Below are 19,262 nucleotides of genomic sequence, written 5' to 3'. Positions count from 1 at the left end.
TGTTCCTTGCCCGATGATGCCCGGCTGTGCCCGTTTCGCGGCTCCGCTTGTCCGTGTCGGACCTGCGGCGGAGCAGGTGAGGGGGTGCGTTCGGGCAGCCGCTGTGCCCGAACAGGGGTGCGGGCGGGCCCGTTCGGTGCCCGCCCGCCCCTGAACGCGTTCCCGTCGCCGGGTCAGTACGGCCAGATCGGCGGGTTCGTGACGAAGTGGCCGCCCAGGTGGGCGTGGTCCGGGTTGTCCGGGTCGAGCTCGCCCTGTTCGGCGACGAGCTTCTCGGCGTACGGCTCGGAGTCGTCCTGCGGCTCGTAGCCGAGGGCCCGCGCGGTCGTGAGGTCCCACCACAGGCGGGTGTTGGCGGAGGAGCCGTAGACGACCGTGTGCCCGACGTCCTCGGCGGTGAGGGCGGCGTGGAAGAGGCGGGCGCCGTCCTCGGGGCTCATCCACACGGAGAGCATGCGGACGCTGGTGGGCTCGGCGAAGCAGGAGCCGATGCGCACCGAGACCGTCTCCAGGCCGTGCTTGTCCCAGTAGAACTGCGCGAGGTCCTCGCCGAAGGACTTCGACAGGCCGTAGAAGGTGTCCGGGCGGCGCGGGGTGTCGATCGGGATCAGAGCGCCGGGTTCGTGGGGTGCCTCGCCCCGCGGCCGGGGCGTGAAGCCGACCGCGTGGTTGGAGGAGGCGAAGACGATCCGGCGTACGCCCTCCTCCAGGGCGGCCTCGTACAGGTTGTACGTCCCCTCGATGTTCGCCTTGAGGATCTTGTCGAAGGAGGCTTCCAGGGAGATGCCCGCGAGGTGGACGACCGCGTCGACGCCCCGTACCGCCTCGCGCAGCGCGGTCCGGTCCGAGAGGTCCGCGGTGATCGCGTCCGGCTCGCCCTCCACGGGGCGCATGTCCAGCAGGCGCAGCTGGTACCCGTACCGCGGCAGCAGTCCCCGCATGAGGGTGCCGAGTCCGCCGGCGGCGCCGGTGAGCAGAACGGTGCGGGGAGCGGGCATCCTCGGTCTCCTTGCATCGGCAGCCGTAAATCATGCGTATGCGTGTACGGCATTCACATTCATGGACACGCTAGGGATCTCCGCCGTCCCGCGTCAAGTGTCGCGCGGAGGCGCTCAATCCGCCTCCGTGTCGCGGGTTTGCGCGCTTGACCGGCCCCGAGGTCGCGGCTTAGCGTGGGCGCGTTCAGAAATATAGACGTGGATCAGAGACGTGCACTGTGTGGTGTGTGCGTGAGCGCCGGCGACGGCGCGGCGCGCCGGGCGCCGTGCCTGTTCAGGGAGAGCCCGTGACGCCAGCCCCGCTCGCCGCCCGACTGCGTGCCCCCAGCGGCCCGCTGTTCTTCCCCGTCACCGCGTACGGCCCCGACGGCTCCGTCGACCTCGACGTCTACCGCGAGCACGTGCGCCGGGGCGTCGACGCCGGAGCGGCGGCCGTGTTCGCGTGCTGCGGCACGGGCGAGTTCCACGCGCTCACGCCCGAGGAGTTCCAGGCGTGCGTACGGGCGGCCGTGGAGGCGGCGGCGGGACGCGTCCCGGTGGTCGCGGGCGCCGGCTACGGCACCGCGCTCGCCGTCCGCTTCGCCCGGCTCGCCGAGGAGGCGGGAGCGGACGGCCTGCTCGCCATGCCGCCGTACCTCGTCGTCGCCGCACAGGAGGGCCTGCTGCGGCACTACCGCGAACTCGCCGCCGCGACCTCCCTCGACATCGTCGTCTACCAGCGCGACAACGCCCTGTTCACCCCCGGCACGGTCGTCGAACTCGCCCGCACCGACGGGATTATCGGCTTCAAGGACGGACTGGGCGACCTCGACCTGATGCAGCGCGTCGTGAGCGCGGTGCGCAGCGAGGCCCCGGGAGACTTCCTCTACTTCAACGGCCTGCCCACCGCCGAACTCACCGCCCTCGCCTACCGCGGCATCGGCATCACCCTGTACTCCTCCGCCGTCTTCTGCTTCGCCCCGGAGATCGCCCTCGCCTTCCACACCGCGCTGAACTCCGGCGACGACACCACCGCCAACCGACTGCTCGACGGCTTCTACCGGCCGTTCGTCGACCTGCGGGGGCTCGGCCGCGGCTACGCCGTCTCGCTGGTCAAGGCGGGCGTACGGCTGCGAGGACTCGACGTCGGCGAGGTCCGGCCGCCCCTGCACGAACCCCCGGAGGAGCACGTCAAACAGCTCGCCGAACTCGTCGAGCGGGGCCACGCGCTGATCGAGGAGGGCCGGTGAGCGCGGCCGGCGGCCGGACCGTGACGCCGCGCGCGGCGGCGTTCGTCTACCCCTGGGACGTCAACGGCGACCCCGGCGCCGCGGCCCGCCTCGCCGCACTCGGCGTACACCAGGCGACGCTCGCCTCCGCCTACCACTCCACCCGCGCCCTCACCCCCCGCCACCCGCGGCACCGCGTCGTCACCGCCTCGCACGCCGCCGTCCTCTACCCGCCGGACGGCGAGCGCTGGAAGGGGCACCGGCTGCGCCCGTACCCGGCCGGGGACTGGGCGCCCGGGGACGCCTACGGGGAGGCCGCCGCCGCCCTCGCCGGAGCCGGCCTCGACGTGCACACCTGGGTGGTCCTCGCCCACAACTCCCGGCTGGGCGAGGAGTTCCCCGACACGTCCGTCGTCAACGCCTACGGGGACCGCTATCCCTGGGCGCCCTGCATCGCGCAGCCCGGCACGCGCGCGTACCTGACCGGCCTCGCCGTGGACGCGGCCGTGAGGCCCGGGGCCGCCGGGACGGAACTGGAGTCCCTCGGCTGGTACGGGCTCGCCCATCTCCACGCCCACGACAAGACGGCGGGAGTGCGCCTCGGGGACGCCGGCCAGTACCTGATGTCGCTCTGCTTCTGCCCCTCGTGCCGCGACGGGTACGCGGGCCGGGGGCTCGACCCCGACGAGACGGCGGACGCGGTACGGCGCGCGCTGGAGCCGGTCTGGCGGGGCGAGGCGCCCGGCGGGGGCTGGGAGGCGGTGGAGAAGCTCCTCGGCGGGGAGCGCGCGGCCGCCACGCGCGCGTGGCGGGACTCCGTCGCCCGGTCCCTCCAGCAGGAGACGGTCGCCGCCGTACGCGCCGCCGCGCCGGACGGCTTCCGCGTCCTGCTCCACGCGGACCCGGTGTCCTACCACTGCGGCGCGAACGCCGGAGTGGACCCCGGGCACATCCTGTCGGTCGCCGACGGCGTCGTCGTGCCCTGCACCGGGGGACCGGAGCTGCTGGCACCCTTCGCCGAACAGCGGGTCGCGGGGCGCGTGCTGGCGGCCAACCTCACCGTGGTGAGCGGGATGGGCGGCAGCCCCGCCACCCTGGGCGCGGACATCGCGCGGGCGGCCGGCCTCGGAGCCACCGAAGTGCGGCTCTATCACGCGGGGCTGGCGTCCGACGAGGACCTGTCGCTCGTCGCGGAGGCGCTCGCCCGCCGCGCGTGAGCCCTGAGCAGCGGCACGACGCCCACCGGCAGGGCCGCTCCGAGCAGTACCAGCACCAGCTGGTGGGGGACCAGTTCGACCAGGCCGGCGCCCACGCCGAGACCCACCGCGTTCGGCGCGAACATCAGGGTGCCGGCCGTCGCCGCCGCACGGCCCAGCAGCGCGTCCGGCGTCTCCCGCTGGACCGCCGTCAGGGCGGCCACCAGCACGCACGGCAGGCCCAGGCCGATCGCCGCGCTGCTCACCAGCGCCACGGGGTCGGACGGAACGGCCCGTGCCGCCACGGCGACGGCGGTGACGGCGATCCCGCAGGCGGCGAAGCGCAGACCGCCGAACCTGCGCAGGAGCGGACCCGCGGCCAGCCCGCCGGCCACCGAACCCGCCCCCTGGACGGTGTAGAGCACCCCGGCGTACGCGGGAGGCCGCCCGAGTCCGTCCACCACCGCGTACAGCAGCGCGCCGTTGACGCCCGCGAAGAGCATGGTCGTGCCGCCCGCGAGGACCAGCGCCCGCGGCGTCGGGTGACGCCACAGCACGCGGGCGCCCTCGGCGGTACGCTCCCACGGGCTCCCCTGCACCCGGCGCGGGCTCTCCTCGCGGACGCGCAGCAGGGCGTACAGGGCCGCAGCCAGTACGAAGGTGCACGCGTCGAGGACGGCGACCCAGGCGCCGCCGCAGGCCGCGTACAGGCCCGCTCCCGCCAGTGGGGCGACCAGCTTCATGCCCTCGGCGGCGGCCGTCCGCAGCCCGTTGAGGTCGCCGAGCAGCCGCCGGTCGACCGCCACCGCCACCAGGGCCGCCTCCGCCGCGTCCTGGACGACGCCCGTCGCGCCGTAGACGAGGAGCACCGCGAACAGCAGCCACACGGTGTCCCGCGACCCCACGGCGCAGAGCGGCAGAAGCAGCGCGGCCAGGCCCAGATTCGTCCACACCAGCAGCGGTCCGCGCCGGGTGCGGTCCGCGAGGGCGCCCAGCAGGGGACCCGCGAGGGTGGGCGCCCACAGGGCGAGGACGCACAGCGCCGCCAGGCCGTCCGAACCCGTCAGGTCCTTCACCCAGACGCCCGCCACCAGGCACATCGCCGACGAGCCGAACCCGGACACGACCACCGCGCCCAGGTACAGCCCCGCCTCGCGGTCCCGCAGGACACGCGTCACCGTCCATGTCGTCATGGACGGCAAGCGTGCGGCTAAGGCCCCCTCGCCGGGATCGGGCAACTGCCCTACGCGGCCTGCGGGACGGTGACCACCAGCTTGCCCCGGGGGTGGCCGTCCGTCAGATGGCGGACGGCGTCGGCGGCCTCGGACAGGGGGTAGGTGCGGTCGACGGCCGGGACGATCTCGCCGCTCTCGGCGAGGCTCCGCAGCGTCAGCAGGTCCTCGCGGCGGGACACGGACATCAGGTTGCGGAGGTTCTGGCGCACGAACGGCGACAGCAGGACGGCGCGCAGCTGGCGGTCCAGGCCGCCCAGCCACGGGCCGCCGCCCTCGCCGCCGGCGATGACGAGGGTGCCGCGCGGGGCGAGGACGCGGCGCAGGCGCGGCAGCGGGCGGTTGCCCGCCACGTCGAGGATCACGTCGTAGCGGACCGGGCCCTCGGTGACGTCCTCGCGGGTGTAGTCGACGACCCTGGTGGCGCCCAGCGAGCGGACGAGGTCCGCGCCGCCGGGGCCGCACACGCCGGTCACCTCCGCGCCGTACATCACCGCGAGCTGCACGGCGAAGCTCCCCACGCCCCCCGAGGCGCCGATGACGAGGACCTTCTGCCCCGGCCGGGGGCGGGCCGTGCCGCGCAGGGCCTGGAGGGCGGTCTGGCCGGAGACGGGGAGGGCGGCGGCCTGCTCGAAGGTGAGGTTCGCCGGCTTGGGGACGAGCCGGCCGGCCTTGGCGCACGTGTACTCGGCGAAGGCGCCCTCGCAGGTGCCGAAGACCTCGTCGCCCGGCTTCAGGCCGGTCACCTTCGCCCCGACGGCCTCCACGGTGCCGGCGCCGTCCCAGCCGCGGACCGGGTTCCTGGGTCTGCGGAGGCCGAGGGCGATGCGGGCGACGTAGGGGCGGCCGGTCATGAGGTGCCACACGCTCGGGTCGACTCCGGCGGCGCGGACCCGGACGAGCACCTCGTCGTCCCCGGGTACGGGACGGTCGATGTCCCGCAGTTCCAGGACGTCGACGGGGCCGTAGACATCCTGAACGATCGCTTTCATGGGGATCCCCTCTCGCGGGCCGGTGCACGGAGCACCCCGGCGGCGATGACTTTCGCGGCCGCCGCCGGTCTACCTCAGGAGTGGAGACGCCTACGGAGGAGTTTCGGATGACCGACACCATGCTCGACCTCGGACCGCAGGCCCGGATCGTGGCCGGGCTCGCCGAGCGGGTGCGCGAGGAGCAGCTCGACGGCGTGACCCCGTGCCCCGCGTACGCGGTGCGCAATCTGCTCGGCCATCTGACCGGGCTCGCCATCGCCTTCCGGGACGCCGCGCGCAAGGATCTCGGGCCGACGACGGACACTCCCCCGGACACCGGCCTGCCCGACATCGGGCCCGGCTGGCGCGAGGACCTGGCGAAGGCCCTGGACGAGTTCGCCGAGGCGTGGCGCGACCCGGCCGCCTTCACCGGTGAGACCCGGGCGGGCGGGGTGGCGCTGCCGGGCGCGGTCGCCGCCGCGGTCGCGGCCGACGAACTCGTCGTGCACGGCTGGGACCTGGCCCGCGCCACCGGCCAGGAGTACGAGCCCGACGCGGACGCGCTCCTGGTGGCGCACGGATTCCTCGCCGCCTCGGCGGCGGAACCGGCCGGCGGGGACGGCATCTTCGGCCCCGTCGTGCCCGTGCCGGACGACGCGCCCCTCCTGACCCGGGCGATCGGCCTGAGCGGCCGCGACCCCCACTGGACCCCGTAGGACACCCGCCCCCGACCTCCGCCCGGCCCGGAGACCGCCCCTCCACGGCGACACCCGGGGGCGCGGGGCCGGCGGTGCGGTCGGGGGGACCGGATTCCGTCCCGCGAGGTCGGTACGCCGCTGGGCAGGCCGGGGGACGCCAGGTCGGCGGGGTGGGCAGGCCGACCGGGTGCGCCTCGCGCGGTCGGTGCGGCAGGCGCCGGTCGGCCGCACGCCCGGACCTGTGGCGCCCCCGCGTGCCAACTGCTCCCCGTCCAGGGGGATGTGGCCGCCCGCCCGGGCGTCACGAGGGTGAGAGCCTGCCCCGCGTGGGCGAGGCCCTGCCCTGACCGCTTCCTGGCTGGTCCGGGGTACCCGTGTCGCCCTCGCGGGTCTCCGGCCCCGGGTGGCCAAGCTCCCTCACGCAGACGCCAGTTGGCGTGCCCGCACCTGGGCGGCCCGGGTGCCGGTACGGGGGCGTCGCCGGCGAAGTGTGGGTGGGGGGTGCCCCTCGGGGCGGGGTTTCGTAGGCTCGCTCCCGTGGCGATCACCCTCACCGTCCTCGGCACCGCCTCCCCGCACCCGGGGCCCGGCCGTCCCTGCTCCGGGTATCTGCTGAGCGGCGGCGGCGCCGAGGTGTGGGTCGACGCCGGGCCCGGCAGCTTCGCGGAGTTGCAGAGGTACACGGATCCGGCACGGCTGAGCGCGATCTGGATCTCGCATCTGCACGCGGACCACAGCGCCGACCTGCTGTCGGCCGTCTACGGGTTCGCCTACGGCGGGCTCACCCCGTCGCGGCCCGTCCCCGTCCTCGCGCCCGAGGCGTGCGGACAGCGGCTCGCCGGTTTCTTCGGGCGGCCCGACGCGGGGTTCCTGGACGGAATCCTCGACCTCAGGCCGCTCCGGGACGGTGCCGAGGCACGCTTCGGCGGGCTGCGGCTGACCAGCCGCGCTGTCGTGCACGACACCGAGGCGTACGGGCTGCGCGCCGAGTGCGCGGGCGCCGTCCTCGCGTACTCCGGGGACACCGGCCCCTGTGCCGCGCTCACCCGGCTCGCGGACGGCGCCGACGTGTTCCTCTGCGAGGCCGACGTCGACCGGCATCCCGGCGGCGAAGAGCGAACGCGGGTCCATCTCACGCCGGAGGAAGCGGGCGAGGCGGCCCGCAGGGCGGGCGTCGGCGAGCTGCTCGTGACCCATGTCGGACCCACGCTCACCCGGGAGTCGGCGACCGCGCGGGCCGCCGCCGTGTTCGGCGGCCGTACCGTCACCGCACGCGAGGGCGACGTCCGGACCGTCCGCGGCGCCGGGGGACCCCGCCGGTAAGTCGTCCGGACTTCTTTTGCCGGAAGCGTTGACGAAACACGAGCGCGCTTCTAGCTTCAACGCGTCGTACTTCGTACGTCATATATGAGACGCGATACGCGAGATCAGATGTACGCGATCCGCACGTGAGATCCGAGAGGCGCGCATGACCTCTGTGCCCACACCGATCCCGTCCCGCACGCAGTACGTGCTGGAGGGGATCAAACACCGCATCCTGACCGGGCAGTTGACCCCGGGTCAGGCCCTGGTCGAAACCGAACTCGCCGCGCAGTTCGGGGTGTCCAAGACCCCCGTGCGCGAGGCGCTCAAGACCCTGGCCGGGACCGGGCTCGTCGTGATGAACCAGTACAAGGGCGTCACGGTGCGCATGGTGGACGCGGACATGGCGCGCGAGGTGTACGACGTACGGCTGCTCCTCGAACCCGAGGCACTGCGGCGGGCGGTGCGCCGCGGAGCCTCCCTGGACGCGGCGCGCGATGCCCTCGGCCGTTCCGACGACGCCTCCGACACCGCCGAACGCTCCCTGGCCAACCGGGAGTTCCACCGCGCCCTGTACGTCTCCTGCGGCAACCCGCTGCTCGGCCGGATGCTGGACGAGGTCCGTGACCAGGCCGCCCTGGTCTCCGCCGTCGCCTGGGCGGCCGACCCGTCCTGGGAACGCGAGGCGAACGAGCACCGGGAGATCCTGCGGCTGGCCCTCGACGGCGACGCGGACGGCGCGGCGAGCGCCCTCCACGCGCACATCGCGTCGTTCGTGCAGCGGGCCTTCCCCGAGGCCCGGGGAGAGGACGGTCAGGGATGACGGCGGCGTACGAGACCCAGCGGGCCGCGCTCGCCGAGGTCGTGGCGATCCCGGTGACCCCCTTCGCCGAGGACGGCACGGTCGACCGCGACACCCACCGGGCCCTGCTGCGCCGACTGCTCGACGGCGGTGTGCGCACCCTCACCCCGAACGGCAACACCGGCGAGTTCTACGCGCTGACCCCCGAGGAGCGGCAGCTCGTCACGGAGCTGACCGTCGAGGAGGCGGGGGACCGCGCCGTGACCCTGGTCGGCGTCGGCCACGACGTGCCGACCGCCGTCGCCTCCGCCCGGCACGCCCGCGAACTGGGCGCGCAGATGGTGATGGTCCACCAGCCCGTGCACCCGTACGTGTCCGACGGGGGCTGGGTCGACTACCACCGGGCCATCGCGGAGGCCGTGCCCGAGCTGGGCGTCGTCCCGTACCTGCGCAACGCGCTGCTCCCGGGCGCGCGGCTCGCCGAACTCGCCGACGCCTGCCCGAACGTCATCGGCGTGAAGTACGCGGTCCCGGACGCGGCGCGCTTCGCCGCCTTCGCCCGCGACGCCGGCCTGGAACGGTTCGTGTGGGTGGCCGGACTCGCCGAGCCGTACGCCCCCTCGTACTTCTCCGCGGGCGCCACCGGCTTCACCTCGGGGCTGGTGAACGTCGCCCCGTCCGTCTCGCTGAACATGATCGAAGCGCTTCGATCCGGGGACTATCCGGCGGCCATGAAGGTGTGGGAGCAGATCCGCCGGTTCGAGGAGCTGCGCGCCGCCGACGGCTCCGCGAACAACGTGACCGTGGTCAAGGAGGCGCTCGCCTCGCTCGGTCTGTGCCGTCGCGACGTACGGGCCCCGAGCAAGCCGCTGCCGGAGCCCGAGCGGGCGGAAGTCGCCGCGATAGCCGCGGGGTGGTCGCAGTGAAGCGCCCCGAAGACCTCAGAAGCCACCAGTGGTACGGCAGCGGCGTCTCCTCGGGTCTGCGCTCCTTCAGCCACCGCGCCCGCACCCGCCAGCTCGGCTACCTCCCCGAGGAGCACCTGGGCAAGCCGGTCATCGCGATCCTGAACACCTGGTCGGACATCAACCCCTGCCACGTGCACCTGCGGGACCGCGCACAGGCCGTGAAGCGGGGGGTGTGGCAGGCCGGCGGCTTCCCGCTGGAGTTCCCGGTCTCCACCCTGAGCGAGACCTTCCAGAAGCCGACCCCCATGCTCTACCGCAACCTGCTCGCGATGGAGACCGAGGAGCTGCTCCGGTCCTACCCCGTGGACGGCGCGGTGCTGATGGGCGGCTGCGACAAGTCCACGCCCGCCCTGCTGATGGGCGCGGCCTCCGTCGACCTGCCGGCCGTTTTCGTGCCCGCCGGGCCCATGCTGCCCGGCCACTGGCGCAACGAGGTCCTCGGCTCCGGCACCGACATGTGGAAGTACTGGGACGACAAGCGCGCCGGCCTGATCGGCGACTGCGAGATGTCCGAGCTGGAGAGCGGACTCGCCCGCTCCCCGGGCCACTGCATGACGATGGGCACGGCGTCCACGCTCACCGCCGCCGCCGAGGCCCTCGGCGTCACCGTCCCGGGCGCCTCCAGCATCCCGGCCGTCGACTCCGGGCACGACCGGATGGCCGCCGCGGCGGGCCTTCGCATCGTCGAACTGGTGCACAAGGACCGCAGGTTGAGCCACATCCTCACCGAGGACGCCTTCACCGACGCGGTCACCACCGTCCTCGGGCTCGGCGGCTCCACCAACGCGGTGATCCACCTGATCGCGATGGCCGGCCGCGCGGGCGTGCGCCTCACCCTGGACGACTTCGACCGCATCGCCCGCACGGTCCCGGTGCTCGCCAACGTCCGGCCCGGCGGACGGACGTACCTGATGGAGGACTTCCACTTCGCCGGCGGCCTGCCCGGGTTCCTGTCCCGGATCCCGGACCTGCTGCACCTGGACCGGCCCACCGTCTCGCACGACACGATGCGCGAGCAGCTCGCCGGCGCCCGGGTGCACGACGACGACGTCATCCGCCCGCGGGACAACCCGGTCGCGGACGAGGGCGGAGTCGCCGTGCTGCGCGGCAACCTCTGTCCCGACGGGGCCGTCATCAAGCACATCACCGCCGAACCGCGCCTGCTGCGGCACACCGGTCCCGCCGTCGTCTTCGACGACTACCGCACCATGCAGCGCACCATCGACGACCCGGACCTGGGCATCACCGCCGACAGCGTGCTGGTGCTGCGCAACGCCGGCCCCAAGGGCGGCCCCGGCATGCCGGAGTACGGCATGCTGCCGATCCCCGACCGGCTGCTCAAGCAGGGGGTGCGGGACATGGTGCGGATCTCGGACGCCCGCATGAGCGGCACGAGTTACGGCGCCTGCGTCCTGCACGTGGCACCGGAGTCCTACGTCGGCGGGCCGCTCGCCCTGGTGCGCACCGGCGACAGCATCACCCTCGACGTCGCGGCGCGGTCGCTGCGACTCGACGTCGACGACGCCGAGCTGGAGCGGCGCCGGGCGCGGTGGACGCCGCCGCCCGAGCGGTACGAGCGAGGCTACGGCGCGCTCTACGCCGAACAGATCACGCAGGCCGACACCGGCTGCGACTTCGCCTTCCTGGCCAGGCCGGGGAAGGTGCCGGACCCGTACGCGGGCTGACTCCACGGCCGCGCCCCCACGGCCGAGCACACGAACACCGTACGTGAAGCGCTTCGACGGAACCGCTCAGAAGCGCACAGCACCACCGGCTCGACCGCACCGGCGCGCACCGCGCGACCGGCCCGACCGCACCGGCGTGACCCGCCCGGCTCGCAGACCGGCGCGAGCGGGTCGACGCGCGCACCCCGAGAACGGCTCGACCCGCACACCACGAACGGAGAACAGTCATGGCACAAGCCGCAGCCGTGGCGAAACAGCCCGCGCCACCCCGGCGGCGCCGTGGCTCGTCGACGCCGCGCAGACTCCCGTACCTGCTGATCGCACCCGCCGGCCTGCTCATGCTGGGCTTCATCGCCTACCCGGTGATCAGCGTCTTCTACTACAGCCTGCAGCACTACAACCCCACCAAACCCTGGCGCAACGGCTACGCGGGCCTCGACAACTTCGCGCACGCCTTCACCGAGGACCCGCAGTTCTGGGACACGCTGACCTTCAGCGCCCAGTGGGTCGTCGTCGAGGTGGGACTGCAACTGCTCTTCGGCCTCGCGCTCGCCCTGATCGTCAACCAGACCTTCGTGGGGCGGGCGATCGGCCGGGCGCTGGTGTTCTCGCCGTGGGCCGTCTCCGGCGTCCTGACCTCCGCGATCTGGGTGCTGCTCTACAACTCCCAGACCGGCATCACCCGTTACCTGGCCGACGTGGGGATCGGCGAGTACGGCACCAGCTGGCTGTCGGACACGGCCACCGTCTTCCCGGCCGCCGTCGTCGCCGACCTGTGGCGCGGAGTCCCCTTCTTCGCGATCCTCATCCTCGCCGACCTCCAGTCCGTCTCCAAGGACCTGTACGAGGCCGCCGAGGTCGACGGGGCCAGCCGCTTCAAGCAGTTCCTGCACATCACGCTGCCCCACATCAAGGACGCCATCGTCCTGTCCACGCTGCTGCGCGCCGTGTGGGAGTTCAACAACGTCGACCTCCTCTACACCCTGACCGGCGGCGGACCCGCGGGCGAGACGACCACCCTCCCGCTCTACATCGCCAACACCAGCGTCGACGCCCACAACTTCGGCTACGCGTCCGCCCTCACCACGGTCGCGTTCGTGATTCTGCTGTTCTGCTCGATCGTCTATCTGCGACTGAGCAAGTTCGGAGGCGGAGACAAGTGATCACCAAGGACGCCGAGACCCTCGTCCCGGTGGTGCCCGCGCCGGTCGCCGAGCAGCCCCGGCCGCGCCCACGCCGTACCCGCCGCGCCTGGGACGAGGTCCCCCGCTGGCACATCTACCTCCCGCTCTCCGTCTACCTGGTCTTCACCCTCGTCCCCTTCTACTGGATCCTGCTCTTCGCGCTCCGGCCCGCCGGCTCGACCTCGCTCCTGCCGTGGCCCGTCACCTTCGAGCACTTCGACAAGGTGTGGACCGAGCGCAGCTTCGGGGTCTACTTCCAGAACAGCGTCCTGATCGCTGTGACCACCCTGGTGATGACGACGGTCGTCGCGCTGGCCGGCGGTTACGCGCTCGCCCGCTTCGACTTCAAGGTCAAGCGCGCCTTCATGCTGGCGCTGCTCTGCTCGCAGTTCGTGCCGGGCGCCCTGCTGCTCGTGCCGCTGTTCCAGATCTTCGCCAAGCTCCAGTTGATCAACTCGATCGGCAGCGTCGTCATCGCCGAGACGGTCTTCCAGCTGCCGCTGTCGATGATCCTCATCAGCGGCTTCATCAGGAACGTGCCGTACTCCCTGGAAGAGGCCGCCTGGGTCGACGGCTGCAACCGCTTCCGCGCCTTCCGGATCGTCGTACTCCCGCTGCTGCGGCCGGGGTTGATCGCCGTCGGCTCCTTCGCCTTCGTGCACGCCTGGAACCACTTCCTGTTCGCCCTGATGTTCCTCAGCAACCAGGACAAGCAGACCCTCCCCGTCGGCCTCAACACCCTGATGAGCTCGGACAGCGTGGACCTGGGCGCGCTCGCCGCGGGCGGCATCATCGCGGCCGTACCCGTGGTCATCGTCTTCGCCTTCATCCAGAGGTGGCTGATCACCGGCTTCAGCGCGGGGGCGGTGAAGGGATGAGCCGCCCGCTGCCACCGCGCACGCCCACCGGCACCGCGCCGCTGCCCGTCGTCCTCGCGGGTGCCCGCGGCCACGGCCGCTGGCACCTGGCCAACATCCGCCGGCTCCAGGACAAGAGCCTCGTCCGGCTGGCGGGCGTCTGCGAGCTGACGCCGCTCACCGGCGAGGAACTGGACGGCTTCACCGGTCCGGGCCAACTCCCCGCGCAGTCGGCCGACTTCGGCGCCCTCCTCGACGCCACCGGCGCGAGCGTCGCGGTGATCTGCACCCCCATCCCCACCCACGCCGACCTCGCGCTGACGGCCGCCGCACGGGGCGTGCACCTGCTCCTGGAGAAGCCGCCCGCGCCGTCCTACGCCGAGTTCCGCAGGATGGCCGAGGGCATCGCCGCGGCCGGTGTCGCCTGCCAGATCGGCTTCCAGTCGCTGGGCTCGCACGCCGTGCCCGCCATCCGCGAGCTGATCGCCTCGGGCGCGCTCGGCCCGGTGGCCGGGATCGGCGCGGCCGGCGCCTGGGCCCGGGACGAGGACTACTACCGGCGGGCACCGTGGGCGGGCAGGCGCCGGATGGACGGCGCCGACGTGGTCGACGGCGCGCTGACGAACCCGCTCGCCCACGCCGTCGCCACCGCGCTCGCACTCGACGGCGGCACACGCGCCGAGGACGTCGCCGGGATCGAGACGGAGCTGCTGCGCGCCAACGACATCGAGTCCGACGACACCTCCTGCGTCCGCGTCACCACCCGGGACGGCGGCCGGATCACCGTGGCCGTCACCCTGTGCGCCGAACACCCGGACGAGCCGTACGTGCTGGTGCACGGCGGCAGCGGACGCGTCACCTTCTGGTACAAGCAGGACCGCGTGCTCGTGCAGCGGTCGGGACGCGGACCCGAGGAGATCCAGTACGGCCGCACGGACCTGCTGGAGAACCTGGTCGCCCATCTGACGGACGGCACCGACCTGCTGGTCACCCCCGAGTCGACCGGCGCGTTCATGAAGGTCGTCGAAGCGGTCCGCCGGGCCCCGGACCCGGTCGCGCTGCCCGAGGACTTCTGGGAGACGGTCCCCGGGGAGAACCGCCGGGTCGTGCGCGGCATCGACGGACTGGTCGCGGCCGCCGCCGACACCCTCGCCCTCTACTCCGAACTCGGCGCCCCCTGGGCGCTGTCGAACGAGGTGAGCAGCCGATGAACAACGATTCGCTCGTCCTGCGCGTCGCCGGCCGCCCGGTCGGCCGTTACGTCACCCGGCCCGAGCTGCCGCCCCGGCTCTCGCCCCGCCCCTACCTCCACCCGGTCACCACCCTGGCGGGCACGGCCGTCACCGAGCTGAGCCCCGCCGACCACACCCACCACCTCGGCGTCGGTGTCGCCGTTCCCGACGTCGAGGGGCACAACTTCTGGGGCGGACGCACCTACGTCCGCGACCGGGGACCGACCGAGCTGGACAACCACGGCGCCCAGCGGCACGGCGGCTTCCAACTGCGCGATCCCGACGGCTTCGTGGAGGAACTGCGCTGGATCGCCGCGAGCCGCGAGCTGCTGCACGAACGCCGTACGGTCGCCGCCACCGGACTCACCGACACCGCCTGGGCGCTGGACTTCACGTTCTCGCTCACCAACACGACCGGGCGGACGCTGTCCATCGGCAGCCCCGCCACCAACGGGCGGCCCGGCGCGGCCTACGGCGGCTTCTTCTGGCGGGCCCGCAAGGAGGCCGGGGCGCCGCGGGTGTTCACAGCCGGCACCGAGGGCGAGGACCGGGTCCACGGCTCGCGCGCCGACTGGCTGGCCCTGGTGGGCAGTTCCTGGACGCTCGTCTTCGCCGGCGCCACCGAGGACACGCGCCGCGACCCGTGGTTCGTCCGCACCGCCGAGTACCCGGGCGTCGGCTCCTCCCTCGCCCACGACGAGCGGCTGCCGCTCGCCGCCGGGGAGACGGCCGTCCGGCGGATCGTCACCGTGGTCGCCGACGGCTGCCTGGACCGGGACGCGGCAGCGGCCCTCGTGCGCAAGGCGGTGAGCCCGTGACCAGGGACTTCAGCGCGGACCTCGGGGACGGGACCTACCGCAACCCCGTCCTCGACGCCGACTGGTCCGACCCCGACGTCCTCCGCGTGGGCGACGACTTCTACCTGACCGCCTCCAGCTTCGGCCGCGCCCCCGGCCTGCCGCTGCTGCACTCCCGGGACCTGGTCAACTGGACCCTGGTCGGCCACGCCCTCGAACGCCTGGAACCCGCCGAGGAGTTCGCGAGGCCCCGGCACGACCGCGGCGTCTGGGCGCCCTCCCTGCGCCGTCACGACGAGCGGTTCTGGATCTTCTGGGGCGACCCCGACCACGGCGTCTTCCAGGTCAACGCGCCCGAGATCCGCGGACCTTGGACCCGGCCGCACCTGGTCAAGGAGGGCAAGGGGCTCATCGACGCCTGCCCGCTGTGGGACGAGGAGAGCGGCGAGGCCTATCTCGTGCACGCCTGGGCCAAATCGCGCTCCGGCGTCAAGAACCGGCTCACCGGGCACCGGATGCGGCCCGACGGCACCGGACTGCTCGACGAGGGCAAGGTGATCGTCGACGCCGACCGGATCCCCGGCTGGTTCACCCTCGAAGGGCCCAAGCTGTACCGGCACGACGGCTGGTTCTGGATCTTCGCGCCCGCCGGGGGAGTCGAGACCGGCTGGCAGGGCGTCTTCCGCTCCCGGGGCTTCTTCGGGCCCTACGAGGAACGGATCGTGCTGGAGCAGGGGGACACGCAGGTCAACGGCCCGCACCAGGGCGCCTGGGTGCGCACCGCGTCCGGCGAGGACTGGTTCCTGCACTTCCAGTCCCGCGGCCCGTACGGGCGGGTCGTCCACCTCCAGCCGATGCGGTGGGCGGACAGCGGCGGTTCCGACGCGGACGCGGGGGCCGAGGCGGGCTGGCCGGTGCTCGGTGACGCGGGCACCCCCGTCGCCGTACACCGCAAGCCGGACCTGCCGCGTCAGCCTCCGCACGCGCCGGGCACCGACGACGACTTCCCCGGCGGGCGGTTCGGCCGGCAGTGGCAGTGGACCGCCAACCCCCAGGACGGCTGGGCCACCCAGCACTCCGCCGACGGACTGCGGCTGACCTGTGTACGGACGGCGGACGCGCACGATCTGCGGCTGCTGCCGAACGTACTCACGCAGCGGCTGCCCGGGATCGCCGCCACCGTCGAGGTCGAACTCGCCCTGACGGGCGAGGAACCGGGCGCCCGCGCGGGACTCGCCGTCCTCGGCGACGCCTACAGCTGGATCGGCCTCGAACGGGGGAGCGACGGGGCGGTGCGGCTCGTGCACCGCTTCGCCGAGCCCGTGACCGAGCGGGAGCGGGACGCCGCGCACCCGCGGCCCGCCCCCAAAGGACGGGCGCGGCTGCGGATCGACATCGGCGCGGGAGCGCGCTGCCGTTTCTCCTGCGATCTCGGGGACGGCCCGCTGCCGTCCGGCCCGGTGTTCGCGGCCACGCCCTGGCGCTGGGTCGGCGCCCTGCTCGGCCTCTTCGCGCTCGCGCCCGACGGCACCGGACACGCCGGCGCTGCCACGTTCACGCACTTCCGCGTCACCGCGACCCCCTGAGGGTCGACTCCACCTCCGTCGTACGCCTGTCGGGAGCCGCCATGTCACACCCATCGAGCAAGCGCTTACCGAGACCGGGACCGGGCGCCCCCACGGCCGCCGCCGGCCCGGCGGACGACGGAGCCCGGGCACCCCGTGCCCGCCACTGAGCCCCCCGCCCGGCCCCTGGACCCCGAGCCCCCGACGGGACTCGCGGGCCGCTCGGTCCGGGGCAGCACTCGCAGCACCCACCACCCCGTTGGATCCAGCAGAAGAAGAGAGCCGACCATGAAGAGCAGCATCCGGAGAAACAGCCGAGGCGGGTACCGCGCGGCCACGGCCGTCGCCCTGAGCGCCGTCCTCGCGCTCACCGCCACCGCCTGCGGAGACGACGGCAGCGGTGCCGGCGGGGACAAGGGCGACGAGGGATCGGGCAAGGGCGAGATCACCTTCTGGGACAACAACACGGCCGTCCGCCGTGACGTCTGGATGGAGATCATCAAGGACTTCGAGAAGAAGTACCCCGACATCGAGGTCAACTACGTCGGGATCCCCGCCGAGAGCGTCCAGTCCAAGTACGACACGGCCATCCAGGGCGGCGGCCTGCCGGACGTCGGCGGTGTCGGTGCCGCGATGCTCGCCGGGATCGCTGCGCAGAACGCCCTCGAACCCCTGGACTCGCGCCTCGCCGAGAGCCCGCTCGACGGCAAGCTGAACGAGGGCATGCTCGACTCGGTGAAGGTCGCCGGCGGCCAGGACAAGCTGTTCACCGTCCCGACCTCCGCGAGCAACGGCGTGCTGTACTACCGCACCGACCTGTTCAAGGCGGCGGGTCTGGAGGCGCCGACCACCTGGTCCAAGTTCTACGAGGCCGCCGCCAAGCTCACGGACAAGGGCAAGAACGAGTTCGGCTACACGATCCGCGGCGGCGCCGGTTCCATCGCGCAGGCCCTGGACGCGATGTACGGCCAGACCGGGATCACCGAGTTCTGGGACGGCGACAAGACCACGGTCGACGACCCGAAGAACGTGGCCGCGCTGGAGAAGTACGCCGCGCTCTACAAGAAGGCCACCCCGTCCGCCGACGTCAACAACGACTTCACCAAGATGGTCTCGCAGTGGGACAGCGGCAGGATCGGCATGCTGAGCCACAACCTGGGCTCCTACCAGGACCACGTGAAGGCGCTCGGTGACGACAAGTTCCGCGGCCTGCCGAACCCGACCACGGACGACGGCACCCGGGTCCAGGTGTCCAACCCCGTCGACGGGCTCGCCCTGTTCAAGTCCAGCAAGAACAAGTCGGCCGCCTGGCGGTTCATCGAGTTCGCCGCCTCCCACGAGGCCAACAGCAAGTGGAACGAGTCGGCGGGCGCCATCCCGTCCAACACGGAGGCGGCCGGGGACGCGTGGATCCAGAAGGCCGAGCCGACCAAGCTCGCGGCCGAGGCACTGAACAGCGGCAGCACGAAGATCGTGCAGCTGCCGTACTACCTGCCGGACTGGAACACCATCTCCAAGACCGACAACGAGCCGAACTTCCAGAAGGTCCTGCTCGGCAAGATGTCGGCCGAGGACTTCCTGCACACCCTGGCCGACCAGCTCGACGAGGCCCAGGCGGAGTGGAAGCAGCAGCAGAAGTAGCGGCTCCGCCCCCGAGCGCGGGGGCCGGCGGCGGTCCGTCCGAGGGCGCCGCCGCCGGCCCCGCCCCCCGAACTCCCCCGCAGCGCGCCGAAAGCGAGGCACCCCGACGTGTCCCTCACCCGCAGACAGGTCACCGCGGCGGCCCTCGCCGCCGTTCCGCTCACCGCCGCGGCGGCGGCCCCCGCGTCCGCCGGCCACTCGCCGCAGGGGCCCCGGCGGGGGCGCACCCTCTTCATCGCAGGTGACTCCACCGCCGCCCAGAAGTACGCCGACGCCGCGCCGGAGACCGGCTGGGGCATGGCGCTGCCGTTCTTCCTGCACCGGGACCTCGCGGTCGCCAACCACGCCGTGAACGGGCGCAGTTCGAAGAGCTTCGTCGACGAGGGGCGCCTCGACGCCGTCCTCGCGGCGATCCGGCCGGGCGACCTCCTCCTCGTCCAGTTCGGTCACAACGACGAGAAGACCGCCGACCCCACCCGCTACACCGAGCCCTGGACCACCTACCAGGACCAGCTGCGGCTGTACGTCGACGGGGCGCGGGCCCGGGATGCGCGGCCGGTGCTCGCCACCTCCGTCGAGCGCAGGAGGTTCGACGCGGACGGCACCGCCCTGCCGACCCACGGCGACTACCCGGCGGCGATGCGGGCGCTCGCCGAGGAGGAGGGCGTCGCCCTGCTGGACGTCCAGGCCCTGTCGCTCGCCCTGTGGCAGCGGCTCGGCCCGGAGGAGACCAAGAGGTACTTCAACTGGACCGCGACGGAGCAGGACAACACCCACTTCAACCCGCCCGGCGCGATCGCCGTGGCCCGCCTCGTCGCGGGCGAGCTGCTGCGCCGCCGGGCCGTCGCACCGCGGGACGTGCGCCGGCTCGACGGCGACGTTCCCGAGTCCTGGATCACCTGGCCCACCGCCTGACGGAAAGAGAG

The 19,262-nt window shown here is 73.2% G+C and carries 17 protein-coding genes; 14 read left to right on the top strand and 3 right to left on the bottom strand.

Annotated elements, in window-relative coordinates; translation table 11 throughout:
- Window positions 1-173: 173 nt before the first annotated feature.
- Window positions 174-998 (bottom strand): NAD(P)-dependent oxidoreductase, encoded by an 825-nt coding sequence (locus ACFYQQ_RS26965; RefSeq protein ID WP_355785567.1) that lies wholly within the window; start codon window positions 996-998, stop codon window positions 174-176.
- Window positions 999-1,285: 287 nt separating this feature from the next.
- On the opposite strand from ACFYQQ_RS26965, the gene ACFYQQ_RS26960 reads away from it, so the two are divergent.
- Both ACFYQQ_RS26960 and ACFYQQ_RS26955 read left to right on the top strand, forming a co-directional pair.
- Complete coding sequence (locus ACFYQQ_RS26960) at window positions 1,286-2,227, top strand: 5-dehydro-4-deoxyglucarate dehydratase (RefSeq protein WP_388905376.1); 942 nt, start codon at window positions 1,286-1,288, stop codon at window positions 2,225-2,227.
- A complete protein-coding gene (locus tag ACFYQQ_RS26955) occupies window positions 2,224-3,423 on the top strand; it encodes a hypothetical protein (protein ID WP_356239118.1) in 1,200 nt (399 codons plus the stop codon). Before ACFYQQ_RS26960 ends, ACFYQQ_RS26955 begins: the two co-directional genes overlap by 4 nt.
- Here ACFYQQ_RS26955 and ACFYQQ_RS26950 read toward each other — a convergent pair.
- Together ACFYQQ_RS26950 and ACFYQQ_RS26945 are read right to left on the bottom strand one after the other, a co-directional pair.
- The gene (locus ACFYQQ_RS26950) at window positions 3,357-4,595 is read right to left on the bottom strand and encodes an MFS transporter (protein ID WP_355794688.1); all 1,239 of its coding nucleotides are present in this window, start codon (window positions 4,593-4,595) and stop codon (window positions 3,357-3,359) included. The genes ACFYQQ_RS26955 and ACFYQQ_RS26950 overlap by 67 nt on opposite strands.
- Window positions 4,596-4,645: 50 nt before the next feature.
- Window positions 4,646-5,626 (bottom strand): NAD(P)-dependent alcohol dehydrogenase, encoded by a 981-nt coding sequence (locus ACFYQQ_RS26945; RefSeq protein ID WP_356173437.1) that lies wholly within the window; start codon window positions 5,624-5,626, stop codon window positions 4,646-4,648.
- A 107-nt stretch (window positions 5,627-5,733) separates the two neighbouring features.
- Here ACFYQQ_RS26945 and ACFYQQ_RS26940 point away from each other — a divergent pair, with 107 nt between their 5' ends.
- The 12 genes from ACFYQQ_RS26940 to ACFYQQ_RS26885 all read left to right on the top strand — a co-directional run bounded on the left by ACFYQQ_RS26940 (window position 5,734) and on the right by ACFYQQ_RS26885 (window position 19,251).
- A complete protein-coding gene (locus ACFYQQ_RS26940; protein ID WP_356173440.1) occupies window positions 5,734-6,321 on the top strand; it encodes a TIGR03086 family metal-binding protein in 588 nt (195 codons plus the stop codon).
- Window positions 6,322-6,840: 519 nt separating this feature from the next.
- On the top strand, window positions 6,841-7,626 hold the full coding sequence (locus ACFYQQ_RS26935; protein WP_355790165.1) for an MBL fold metallo-hydrolase: 786 nt from the start codon (window positions 6,841-6,843) through the stop codon (window positions 7,624-7,626).
- A gap of 145 nt (window positions 7,627-7,771) precedes the next feature.
- The gene (locus ACFYQQ_RS26930) at window positions 7,772-8,428 is read left to right on the top strand and encodes a GntR family transcriptional regulator (protein ID WP_355790167.1); all 657 of its coding nucleotides are present in this window, start codon (window positions 7,772-7,774) and stop codon (window positions 8,426-8,428) included.
- A complete protein-coding gene (locus ACFYQQ_RS26925; protein WP_355790169.1) occupies window positions 8,425-9,333 on the top strand; it encodes a dihydrodipicolinate synthase family protein in 909 nt (302 codons plus the stop codon). Before ACFYQQ_RS26930 ends, ACFYQQ_RS26925 begins: the two co-directional genes overlap by 4 nt.
- Window positions 9,321-11,060 carry an L-arabinonate dehydratase gene (gene araD / locus ACFYQQ_RS26920; protein WP_388905372.1) on the top strand — a complete coding sequence of 580 codons (1,740 nt, stop codon included), beginning with the start codon at window positions 9,321-9,323 and terminating at the stop codon, window positions 11,058-11,060. Before ACFYQQ_RS26925 ends, araD begins: the two co-directional genes overlap by 13 nt.
- A 227-nt stretch (window positions 11,061-11,287) precedes the next feature.
- On the top strand, window positions 11,288-12,223 hold the full coding sequence (locus tag ACFYQQ_RS26915; RefSeq protein ID WP_355788123.1) for a sugar ABC transporter permease: 936 nt from the start codon (window positions 11,288-11,290) through the stop codon (window positions 12,221-12,223).
- On the top strand, window positions 12,220-13,122 hold the full coding sequence (locus tag ACFYQQ_RS26910; protein ID WP_388905370.1) for a carbohydrate ABC transporter permease: 903 nt from the start codon (window positions 12,220-12,222) through the stop codon (window positions 13,120-13,122). Before ACFYQQ_RS26915 ends, ACFYQQ_RS26910 begins: the two co-directional genes overlap by 4 nt.
- Window positions 13,119-14,312 (top strand): Gfo/Idh/MocA family oxidoreductase, encoded by a 1,194-nt coding sequence (locus tag ACFYQQ_RS26905; protein ID WP_355788121.1) that lies wholly within the window; start codon window positions 13,119-13,121, stop codon window positions 14,310-14,312. Before ACFYQQ_RS26910 ends, ACFYQQ_RS26905 begins: the two co-directional genes overlap by 4 nt.
- Window positions 14,309-15,151: a PmoA family protein gene (locus ACFYQQ_RS26900; RefSeq protein ID WP_355788118.1), complete on the top strand. Its 843-nt coding sequence runs from the start codon at window positions 14,309-14,311 to the stop codon at window positions 15,149-15,151. Before ACFYQQ_RS26905 ends, ACFYQQ_RS26900 begins: the two co-directional genes overlap by 4 nt.
- Window positions 15,148-16,716 (top strand): glycoside hydrolase 43 family protein, encoded by a 1,569-nt coding sequence (locus tag ACFYQQ_RS26895; RefSeq protein ID WP_355788116.1) that lies wholly within the window; start codon window positions 15,148-15,150, stop codon window positions 16,714-16,716. Before ACFYQQ_RS26900 ends, ACFYQQ_RS26895 begins: the two co-directional genes overlap by 4 nt.
- A 267-nt stretch (window positions 16,717-16,983) precedes the next feature.
- Window positions 16,984-18,336 (top strand): sugar ABC transporter substrate-binding protein, encoded by a 1,353-nt coding sequence (locus ACFYQQ_RS26890; protein WP_355795105.1) that lies wholly within the window; start codon window positions 16,984-16,986, stop codon window positions 18,334-18,336.
- 108 nt (window positions 18,337-18,444) lie between these two features.
- A complete protein-coding gene (locus ACFYQQ_RS26885; RefSeq protein WP_388905367.1) occupies window positions 18,445-19,251 on the top strand; it encodes a rhamnogalacturonan acetylesterase in 807 nt (268 codons plus the stop codon).
- Window positions 19,252-19,262: the final 11 nt, after the last annotated feature.

Source organism: Streptomyces sp. NPDC005496, from assembly GCF_042872045.1.
Lineage (GTDB): Bacteria > Actinomycetota > Actinomycetes > Streptomycetales > Streptomycetaceae > Streptomyces.
This window is presented reverse-complemented; position numbering and strand designations above follow the sequence as displayed.

Coding starts and splice junctions, on each gene's coding strand:
- ACFYQQ_RS26965 (WP_355785567.1), bottom strand. CDS start 998: ATGCCCGCTCCCCGCACCGTTCTGCTCACCGGCGCCGCCGGCGGACTC.
- ACFYQQ_RS26950 (WP_355794688.1), bottom strand. CDS start 4,595: ATGACGACATGGACGGTGACGCGTGTCCTGCGGGACCGCGAGGCGGGG.
- ACFYQQ_RS26945 (WP_356173437.1), bottom strand. CDS start 5,626: ATGAAAGCGATCGTTCAGGATGTCTACGGCCCCGTCGACGTCCTGGAA.
- ACFYQQ_RS26940 (WP_356173440.1), top strand. CDS start 5,734: ATGACCGACACCATGCTCGACCTCGGACCGCAGGCCCGGATCGTGGCC.
- ACFYQQ_RS26930 (WP_355790167.1), top strand. CDS start 7,772: ATGACCTCTGTGCCCACACCGATCCCGTCCCGCACGCAGTACGTGCTG.
- ACFYQQ_RS26925 (WP_355790169.1), top strand. CDS start 8,425: ATGACGGCGGCGTACGAGACCCAGCGGGCCGCGCTCGCCGAGGTCGTG.
- ACFYQQ_RS26915 (WP_355788123.1), top strand. CDS start 11,288: ATGGCACAAGCCGCAGCCGTGGCGAAACAGCCCGCGCCACCCCGGCGG.
- ACFYQQ_RS26905 (WP_355788121.1), top strand. CDS start 13,119: ATGAGCCGCCCGCTGCCACCGCGCACGCCCACCGGCACCGCGCCGCTG.
- ACFYQQ_RS26900 (WP_355788118.1), top strand. CDS start 14,309: ATGAACAACGATTCGCTCGTCCTGCGCGTCGCCGGCCGCCCGGTCGGC.
- ACFYQQ_RS26890 (WP_355795105.1), top strand. CDS start 16,984: ATGAAGAGCAGCATCCGGAGAAACAGCCGAGGCGGGTACCGCGCGGCC.